This window comes from Streptomyces galbus, from assembly GCF_005280195.1.
GTDB lineage: Bacteria > Actinomycetota > Actinomycetes > Streptomycetales > Streptomycetaceae > Streptomyces > Streptomyces galbus.
The window spans coordinates 122,531-131,335 of the sequence record NZ_SZPR01000036.1 but is presented as its reverse complement, the minus strand read 5'-3'; the positions used below and the strand labels follow the sequence as shown (position 1 = coordinate 131,335).

11 protein-coding genes and 1 pseudogene are annotated in these 8,805 nt (G+C 71.7%); 8 read left to right on the top strand and 4 right to left on the bottom strand.

The window, feature by feature from the left end; genetic code table 11:
- Positions 1–23 precede the first annotated feature (23 nt).
- Positions 24–770, bottom strand: coding sequence for an HAD family hydrolase (locus tag E4U92_RS33815; RefSeq protein ID WP_241681792.1), 747 nt, complete (start codon positions 768–770; stop codon positions 24–26).
- 276 nt (positions 771–1,046) lie between these two features.
- Between E4U92_RS33815 and E4U92_RS33810 the strand changes: the two genes are divergently transcribed.
- The 3 genes from E4U92_RS33810 (at position 1,047) to E4U92_RS33800 (ending at position 4,194) form a co-directional block, all read left to right on the top strand.
- Positions 1,047–1,388, top strand: coding sequence for a VOC family protein (locus E4U92_RS33810; RefSeq protein ID WP_137304264.1), 342 nt, complete (start codon positions 1,047–1,049; stop codon positions 1,386–1,388).
- A 253-nt stretch (positions 1,389–1,641) separates the two neighbouring features.
- Entirely contained in the window at positions 1,642–3,312 is a 1,671-nt protein-coding gene (locus E4U92_RS33805) for an FAD-dependent monooxygenase (protein ID WP_137304263.1), read from the top strand.
- Between the two features lie 138 nt (positions 3,313–3,450).
- Positions 3,451–4,194, top strand: coding sequence for a hypothetical protein (locus tag E4U92_RS33800; protein ID WP_137304262.1), 744 nt, complete (start codon positions 3,451–3,453; stop codon positions 4,192–4,194).
- A gap of 20 nt (positions 4,195–4,214) precedes the next feature.
- On the opposite strand, the gene E4U92_RS33795 is transcribed toward E4U92_RS33800, so the two are convergent.
- Entirely contained in the window at positions 4,215–4,466 is a 252-nt protein-coding gene (locus tag E4U92_RS33795; RefSeq protein WP_137304261.1) for a hypothetical protein, read from the bottom strand.
- A gap of 293 nt (positions 4,467–4,759) precedes the next feature.
- Between E4U92_RS33795 and E4U92_RS33790 the strand changes: the two genes are divergently transcribed.
- From E4U92_RS33790 to E4U92_RS33770, 5 genes and pseudogenes are all read left to right on the top strand, one after another.
- Positions 4,760–4,999 (top strand): hypothetical protein, encoded by a 240-nt coding sequence (locus E4U92_RS33790; RefSeq protein ID WP_168725256.1) that lies wholly within the window; start codon positions 4,760–4,762, stop codon positions 4,997–4,999.
- Positions 4,999–5,376 (top strand): toxin Doc, encoded by a 378-nt coding sequence (locus E4U92_RS33785; protein WP_137304260.1) that lies wholly within the window; start codon positions 4,999–5,001, stop codon positions 5,374–5,376. The genes E4U92_RS33790 and E4U92_RS33785 overlap by 1 nt, the downstream gene beginning before the upstream one ends.
- Positions 5,377–5,640: 264 nt before the next feature.
- Positions 5,641–6,639, top strand: coding sequence for a YdcF family protein (locus tag E4U92_RS33780; protein WP_137304259.1), 999 nt, complete (start codon positions 5,641–5,643; stop codon positions 6,637–6,639).
- Between the two features lie 193 nt (positions 6,640–6,832).
- Positions 6,833–7,417 (top strand): dihydrofolate reductase family protein, encoded by a 585-nt coding sequence (locus E4U92_RS33775; RefSeq protein WP_137304258.1) that lies wholly within the window; start codon positions 6,833–6,835, stop codon positions 7,415–7,417.
- Positions 7,414–7,825, top strand: a pseudogene (locus E4U92_RS33770) (VOC family protein). The gene E4U92_RS33775 and the pseudogene E4U92_RS33770 overlap by 4 nt, the downstream one beginning before the upstream one ends.
- A gap of 80 nt (positions 7,826–7,905) precedes the next feature.
- On the opposite strand, the gene E4U92_RS33765 reads toward E4U92_RS33770, so the two are convergent.
- On the bottom strand, positions 7,906–8,418 hold the full coding sequence (locus E4U92_RS33765) for a GNAT family N-acetyltransferase (RefSeq protein WP_137304257.1): 513 nt from the start codon (positions 8,416–8,418) through the stop codon (positions 7,906–7,908).
- A gap of 90 nt (positions 8,419–8,508) precedes the next feature.
- Complete coding sequence (locus E4U92_RS33760; protein ID WP_137304256.1) at positions 8,509–8,712, bottom strand: MbtH family protein; 204 nt, start codon at positions 8,710–8,712, stop codon at positions 8,509–8,511.
- Positions 8,713–8,805 lie beyond the last annotated feature (93 nt).

The window sequence follows — 8,805 nt, the reverse complement described above, 5'->3', positions numbered from 1 at the left end:
GTCAGGGGGTCGCAGGCGGGGGGTCAGGCGTTCGTCGCGGTCAACCTCCGCCCACCCCCGCCTCCCGACACTTGCGCTCCGCCCGGCTGCTCCCACACCCGCCCCAAAGCCGCCTCACGGTCCACCCGCACCAGCAACTCCTCACTGATCTCATCCAGATGCGACACCACATGCCGCACCCCCGCCTCCCGCATCAACTCCCGCTGGAAACTGTGCACAAAATCCGTCGGACACCCGATGAACGCCGCCCCCAACTCCCGCGCCGCCTCCCCCACCCGCGCCACATCATCAATGAACAACGCCTCACCACACCCCACCCCGAACAACCCCGCGATCTCCCGGATCCCCGGCCGGAACCCATCCGTACACACATACCCCGGCCCATCGAACAACCCCGCCAACGGCGACAAATACCGCTCAAAATGCTCCCGACCCAAACCCCCATAACACACCACCCACACCCCCAACCCCCGCAACCGCTCCAACAACCCCCGCGCACCCTCCACCACCCGCACCGGACACTCCACCAAAAACCGCTCCCGCTCCGCAAAATACGCACCCAACACCTCCCCCGCCCCACCCGGACCCCCCAACACCTCAGCCGCCCGCACCTGCGACTGCGACAACAACTCCCGCTCCAACCCAGCCGACCACACCCCACCCCGCCCCACCACAAACCGATAAATCACCGGCGAAAACGAATCACTCAACAACACCCCATCAATATTCACCCCCACCAACCGCACCCGAGACAACACCACCACAACCACCCCCCACACAACACACCGCACGCACCCCACAGCACGCACAGCAACCAACAACGACACAAACCAACCAAACGCCCAGCCGCCAACCAGCCAGCCAACACCGACCGCCAACCGCCGACCGCCAACCACACAACAAACCGCGAGAACCGGCCCACCCACCCGACCACCCCCACACCCCACACAATAAACCGGCCCCCCGGTATCAACAACGGTCCCGTACCACCCTTCTCCTCCCGCGGCACCCCACCACTGTCAGTGGCCACACCTAGGGTGACGATCATGAATCTGACAGCAGTGATGATCACGGTGGACTGTGCCGACCCGCAGCATCTGGCCCAGTGGTGGGCGACCGCGTTGGAAGGGGAGATCGCCCAGGACCACGGTGACTTCGTCATCGTCAGGGCCCAGCCGGTGGCCCTCGGTTTCCAGCGCGTGGCCGAGGAGCGGCTGGGCAAGAACCGTGTGCACATCGACTTCGCTGCCGCGCCCGGCACGGGCATGGCCGAGGAGGTGGAGCGGCTCGTCGCTCTCGGGGCGAGCGTCGTCGGTGAGCACAGCGTTCCCGGTCTGACCTGGACGGTGCTGCAGGACCCGGTCGGCAACGAGTTCTGCGTCCACTGACGAGCTCGGCACCGTGTCCACGCTCGACGCTCCCACCCGTACGGAGCAGCACCGCAGGTCACCGGCCCGCCGGGCGATCCACCCTGGGGTGGTGACCATGTGCTTTCGCAGTGTGGGAGGCTTCGAGACCTGCCTGGACGGCCCTTTTCAGGCGTCGTGGATGTGCAGCTGTGCCGCACCGTCGTGTCGGGTCGGCGCTTCCCGTGAAGCCCATGCGAGCGGGAAGCCGTCCGGACGACGAGGAGTCTGATCGATGACTGACACGGACGTACTGGTGGTCGGCGCGGGTCCGGTGGGCCTGACGCTGGCGGCCGAACTGCGGCGGCACGGTGTGGACTGCCGCATCGTCGATCGGCTCGCCGTTCCCCAGCCCCACGCCAAAGCCATCGGCATCGTGCCCCGCACCCTGGAGGTGTGGGACTCCATGGGGTTGGTGGACCGCGTGCTGGACGAGGCGGTGCCGCACCTGGGTCAGATCGTCTACGTCGACGGCAAGGCACGCCCCCAGGTCGAGCTGAGCCTGCCGCCCGAGGTCCCCTACCCCTTCGCGACCCTGCCGCAGTGCACGACGGAGCGGCTGCTCGCCGAGCACCTCGCGGGCCAGGGGACAGAGGTCGAGCGGCCCGTCGAGCTGCGGGGCGTGGAGGTGCGCCCGGACGCGGTCGAGGCCGTTCTCGCGCACCCCGACGGCCGGACCGAGCGGCTGTCCGCCCGCTACGTCGTGGGCTGCGACGGCGCGCACAGCCTCGTGCGCAAGGCGGCCGGTCTGACCTTCGACGGCGACGCCCTCCCCGAGCTGTACATGATCGGCGACGTCGAACTCGACTGGGAACTGCCGGCCGGCTACAGCATGCGGTCGGTGAACCTGGACGCGAACGGTGAGATGGACGACATGCTCGTCTGTATCCCCATGGGCTCACGGCGGTACTGGCTGTCCATGCTGAGCTCCAACGGCCAGGCAGCGGACGGGAGGAGCACGACGGCGCCGGACGAGAGCGCCCTCGGCTCGGGCAGCGGGAAGGGGCCCGACCTCCAGCAGATCCAGGCTGTGCTCGACCGGTTGTCGCCGGAGGTGACGACCGCCTCCACGATGCGCTGGTCGTCCACCTTCCGGACCAGTCACCGCCTGGTGGACCGCTACCGCAACGGTCGCCTCTTCGTCGCCGGGGACGCCGCGCACATCAACCCGCCGATCGGTGGCCAGGGCCTGAACACCGGTGTGCAGGACGCGCACAACCTCTCCTGGAAGCTGGCGCTGGTCGTTCGCGGCCTGGCATCCGAAGAGCTGCTCGAGACCTACCACGCCGAACGTCACCCGGTCGCGCAGGAGATGGTCAGTCGCACCGTCCAACACGCCCGCAACGTCCGCCAGGTCGGCTCCGGCCCCCTCAACGGCGGCGACCAGGCGCAGATGATGCTGTGGCGTCAGGCCCAGTTGCTGGTCTCCTACCCGGACAGCCCGTTGACCGCGGCGCAGGCCGAGAACCGGGCCGCCGCAGCCGGCCCCGCCCCCGGGCACCGGGCACCGGACTGCCGTGGCCTGGTCAGCGACCTCGCCGCCTACCCGCGGCGGCTGTTCGACCTGTTGCGCACACCGCGGCACGTCCTGCTGCTGTTCGCGGGCCCCGAGCACGCCTCGGGCAGGGGCGCCGAACAGCTCGAGGCGTGCGCCGCCGAAGCGCGGCGCGCCGCCCACGGTCTGCTCGACGCCTACTTCGTCACCGCGGCGGAGGTTCCGCAGGACGCCCGGCCGGTCGGTCTGCGCCCGCCACGCGTGCGCGACGCGGCCGGCGAGTTCCGTGGCGCCTACGCACCGCGGGACGGGGAAGCCATCCTCATCCGGCCCGACGGCTATCTCTCCGGGCGCTTCCACCCCGCCACCCCCGACCATCTGGTGGAGCACCTGCGTCACACCTTCGTCTGACCGGTCCTGGCGGTGGCCTCTCGGTGCACGGCGGGTCACCGGACGCAGGCCATACGGGGGAGGTACCGGCCGCGGCGGGCAGGCCGGGCACGTGGAGGGTTATGCATCACTCGTCCACGTCCCCCGCCGGAGGTCGCAGTGAACCGCAGAAGGGCCCTGGCCGCGCTGGCCGGCGCTGCCGTGTGTGTCGGAGTGCCGGGCACCGCCGGGTGCGAGCGGAGTGCGGCGGACCCGGCCGTACCCGCCGCCCCGGGAACCCCAGCCCGCCCCGCTCCCCCGCGCCCCGTCGTGCGCACCCTGCCGGGCATCGGGCCGGCCATGCTCGGCCGTGTGCCGGCGACCGCCCGGCAGGTGCTGGTGGTCACCGGCCCGGCGACCGACACCAATGAGGCCCGGGTGATGCTCTACCAACTGGACCCGGGCGTGGGCTGGGTCCCCGTCGCGGGTCCGTGGCCCGCCCGCAACGGGCTGCGCGGCTGGACCGACGACCACGACGAGAACGACCTGCGCACCCCGATCGGGGTGTTCCCGCTCAGCGACGCCGGAGGACTGCTGCCCGACCCGGGCACCCGGCTGCCGTACCACCAGGACGAGGGATTCACCGCCTCCGGGACGGGTCATCTCGGCGAACCGCTGGAGGGCGCCTTCGACTACGTCATCGCCATCGACTACAACCGGGTACCGGGCAACAGCCCGTTGGACGAGACCCGGCCGCTGGGTGACGGCGAGGGCGGCGGCGTGTGGCTCCACGTGGACCACGGCGGGCCGACCAACGCGTGCATCGCCCTGCACAAGGCGTACATGCTGGCCCTGCTGCGCGTTCTCGACGCGGACCGGCATCCGGTCGTGGTGATGGGACCCGAGGCCGCACTCAGGGCTTGATCACTGGATCACGGCCCAGGTCACAGATTCCCGGCCCGCCGCAGTTCGCCGAGGCGGTCGTCGACCTCGACGATCTCCTCGCGCGTGAGGGGTCGGGCCGTCGTCCACCGGCGGGCGGTGCCATGGGCGAGGAACTCCTCGGGCAGCGCCACGCCGTAGTGCTCGACGTAGTCTGCGGCGTCCAGTCGCCAGAAGAAGGCGCCGTCGCTCATGAGGGCCGGGCCACCCGAGCAGGTGAACCTGTTGCCCAGGACGTCCTCCGAGCATGCCATCAAGGCGATGATGGGCGTGCCGGAGCGGAGATATCCGGCGATCTTTGCGCGCTCTCCTCTCGGGATCACTCCGGTCTGCCGCCGGAGTTCTTCCGCTTCCTGCGCGAAAGCGGACTGGTCCGCGATCCTGCCGAACACCCCGAGGGGGACGACGTTCCTCACAGTGTGTTCCAGACGGTAGGCGCGCACGGATGGCCGCTCGTCATGCTAGCGGCGTCTACGACGGCGACCTCGCCCGCGCCTCGTCCCGGCTCTCTTGAGCAGCGTGGTACCAACTAGGTACCATCGCGGGTATGCCGTCACTGAACGTGTCCTTCTCCGACGAGGAAATGGAAGGCGTCCGCGCCGCCGCCGCCGCCGAGGGGAAGAGTCTCAAGCAGTACCTGCACGACCTGGGCGTGCGCGAGATGCACCGCAAGCAGTTCGTCGCCGGTGCCTCGGCGTGGGCCGACAGGCTGCGCCAGGAATTCGACGAGGCGTTCCCCGATGAGGTGCCGCCGGCCCGTCGCGGCAGCGGGGCTGCGGCCGCCTGATGGTCCTGCACATCGACGTCTCCTGGCTGCTCGACGTGCAGGAGGCGGCCCTCGGGCACGAGGACGTGAGCGTCACCGACTACTCCGCACTGGTCGCGGCCGTCGCCCGGCACAGGACCCGGATGCCGACGCTGGAGGCGTCCGACCCGGACACCGCCTGGCGCGCTGCCGCGCTCCTGCACACGATCGTCCGCCTGGAGCCGCTCCCCCACCGCAACAGCCTCTTCGCCGCCTTCGTCGCCGCCCAGTACATGGACCAGTCCGGCGAGGGCATCGACCCGCCGTACGGCGCCCTGTCCGACCTCGTCAGGAAGGTCCGCGACACCCGGCTGAGCATCTACGCCGTCGCCGACGCCCTGCGTTCCTGGCGCATCTGATCCGGGCGACGGCCGCATGTCGGGCCTGCGGGGCCCCTGTCACCCGGCACACCGCAGTCCCGGGCCCCACGCCCGCACGCCGGCCCCCGCCGACGGCGACGGCGCCCGCCCGCCTGCTGCGTCTCGCGGCTGGTCTGCGAGGATGTCGGCGGCCGTCCGCACCGGGTCCGCCGCGCTGCGCGGTCCGGGAACGCGCAGGCGGTGTCAGGCGGTCGGCGACGGGTCGAGGGGCCCGGCGGGTGGGAGAGCGGAGTGGTGCGGGACGTGCCGGAGTACCCGGAGTACCTTGCGGCGGCGGTGTTCGCCGTGGGCGGCCTCGTGCATGCCGTGCTGGCACCGCACCGGTTCTCCACCGCTGTCCTGTTCTGCCTCGCGGTGACGTCTGCCGGACTCGGCGTCTTCGCCCGCAGCGCGCAGAGCCACCACACCGTCGCGACCGTGCTCGCCGTCGCCGCCCTGCTCGGGGCGCTCGCGCTCGGCCTGCTCCTGCTGGTCGACGCCGTCCTCCTGGTCCGGCGCTACGGACCGCAGGCGCCGCTGCTCGCCACCGGTGCCGCCGGTTGCGCGGTGCTGGCGGTGCTCGGCCTCGACGTGGTCCTGCACCTGGTGGGCGGCGAGGTGGCGGGGGGTCTCATGGTCGCGGTGAACGCGGCCGCGGGATACCTCAGCCTGCTGTTCCTGGTGTTCACCGGGTACGTGGTGGTCCGGGGCCGCAGCACCTCGCCGCCGGGGACCACCCACGTCGTCGTCCTGGGCGCCGGGCTCGACGGCGACCGGCCCGGCCCGTTGCTCCGGCGCAGGCTCGAACGCGCCCTCGCGGTCGACGCCTCCGACGCGCCGGACACGGATCCCGTGACGTTCGTGGTGTCCGGCGGCCAGGGCGACGACGAGGTGATCTCGGAGGCGGACGCCATGGCCGACTACCTCCGCTCGCGTGGTGTGGCCGCCGACCGGATCGTCCGGGAGGACCGCTCCGTCAACACCGGGCAGAACCTCCGTTTCAGCGGGGCCCTCATGGACCGTGCCGGGCCCGGCCACCGTGCCACGGTGGTCACCAGCGGCTTCCACGTCTACCGCACGACCCTGCTGGCCCGCCGCGCCGGCGTCCCCGTCGACGTCGTGGGCGCGCCCACCTCCCCGGCGTACTGGCTCTCCGCGACCCTGCGCGAGTTCGCCGCCGTGCTGTGGCTGGACCGGCTGCCGCTGATCGGGCTGAGTCTGCTGCTGGCGGTGCCGGTGGCGACGGCGGTCTTCGAGCGCTGAGCCCACCGTCGTACGGGCCGGCCTCCGGCCGCCGCTCAGGGCATCGATCCGTGCAGCCCGACAGCTCGACGACATCCGTCGGCGTGGCGGTGCGATGAGTTCGCCGGTCGTCGGCAGTCTCCCTTGCACGCGCACCTCCGTCGGCCGAGCAGAGCCGCGGAGCCCGGGGCGCGGCGGAGCGAAGGAGTCGAGGATGCGGAGTCCGATTCGGCTGTACATGTCTATGTCGTTGGACGGTTTCATCGCCGGGCCCGACGACCGGCCAGGTCAGGAGCTCGGGCGGGGTGGTGGACGGCTCTTCGACTGGCTCGACGACCGGGAGTCCGACGGGCCGAGCGGCCAGGTCTACCGCGAGGCGCTGGCGACCGGCGCGCTGATCTCCGGCCGGCGGACCTTCGAGCTGGCCCGGCGCTGGCAGGGCGACCACCACGACGGCGTGCCCGTCCTCGTCCTCACCCATCACGTGGACGACGGGGACGAGCCCCCCGGTCACGCGCGGTTCGTCACGGACGTGGACGAATGCGCCCGGCTGGCGCGCGACCTCGCCGGGGACCGGCCCGTCATGGTGCACGGGGCAGGGGCGGCGCAGGCGCTGCTGGGAGCCGGGCAGTTGGACGAGATGGAGATCCACCTGGTGCCGGTCCTCCTCGGTCGCGGCCGACGGCTGTTCGACCACCTCCGTGAGGAGCACATCGAGCTGGAGCTGGTGCGGCGGCTCGAGGGCCGGGACGTCACGCACCTCCGTTACCGGGTGCTCCGGGCCGGGGAGGCGGCGTGAGGACGCTCTTCGTCTCGTACCGCGTCACCGATCTGGAGCGCTCGCTGCGGTTCTGGACCGCTCGGGTACGGCGTGCTGGGCCGGGTGGAGACCGGTGACGGGAGCCGCCTCGTGGTCCTGAAGTTCCCCGAGGAGACCGCGGCTTCGCTGGAGCTGGTCCATCGGCCCGCCGACGGACGGGTGGACGTGGGCAGCGGGGTCGACCACCTCGCGATCCAGGTGGACGGCCTGGCCGGCACCCTGGAGGCGCTGGCCGAGGCCGGTCTGGATCCGGGGCCCGTCCAGTATCCGGGCGGCGCCGCGGGCCCGCGGACCTCGTGGCTGACGGACCCGGACGGGTACCGGATCGAGCTGGTGGAGTGGCCGGCCGGGCACTCCGACGGGATGACGGCGGCGGACTTCTCCTGACCGGGTCCTCACCGGGTGGACGGTCCTCTCCCCCTGCGGCCGACGCGGCCCGCGGTCACCCCCGACCGACCACCGGCGGGTCAGCCCGGTTCCGTCGTCGGGATCACCATCAGCTTGGTCACCTTGCCGTCGTCGTCGACCACGTCGCGCACGTGGCGGAAGCCCAGGCGGCGGCACATGGCCAGGCTGGCGGCGTTGTCGGCGCCGACCATGCCGTAGGCCTCCTTCAGGCCGAGGTTGTCGGCGGCGTGGCGCAGCAGGCCGCGGACCACCTCGGTGCCCAGACCCCGGCCCCAGTAGGGCGGTGCGAGGGCGGCGACCAGTTCGTGTCCGTCGACGTTGCCGGTCTTCTTGACCTCCGCGTGCCCGACGAACTGCTCGTCCTGCCAGAGTCCCCACACGTCGAACAACTGCTGGGGGTAGACGTCGTCGAGGATGGCGCGGAACAGGGTGCGGATGTCCGCCTCGGGCACGCGGTCCTGGCCCATCCAGCGGCAGACCTCCTCGTCGCGCAGGAGCTCCACGAAGTGGTCCTCGTCCTCGGGTCGGTAGGGGCGGAAGGTGAGTCGTTCGGTGTGCAGGACCGGTGTCATGCGGGCTCCTCGGGCAGTGCGGGCAGACGGGCGGCACCGGGCCGGGGCGCGTCGTGCTGGGTGCGCCCCGGCCCGGTCCCGCCGGGTGCGTCAGGCTTCGGCGTTCTCCATGCGCTCCCGCAGGCTGCGCGGGCGCATGTCGGTCCAGACCTCGTCGACGTAGGCGGAGCACTCGGCCTCGGTGCCCTCCTTGCCGACGGGCTGCCAGCCGGCGGGCACCTCGATGTCGGCGGGCCACAGCGAGTACTGGTCCTCGTCGTTGCGCAGCACCTGGTAGCGGGTGTTCTCGTCCATGTCTGTCGGTCTCGCTCTCTGGGTCGTGGCGGGTGGGGCGTTTGCGGTGGGTCACGGGCCGGTGGTGCGGTGCGGTGGTGGGGCGCGGCCCAC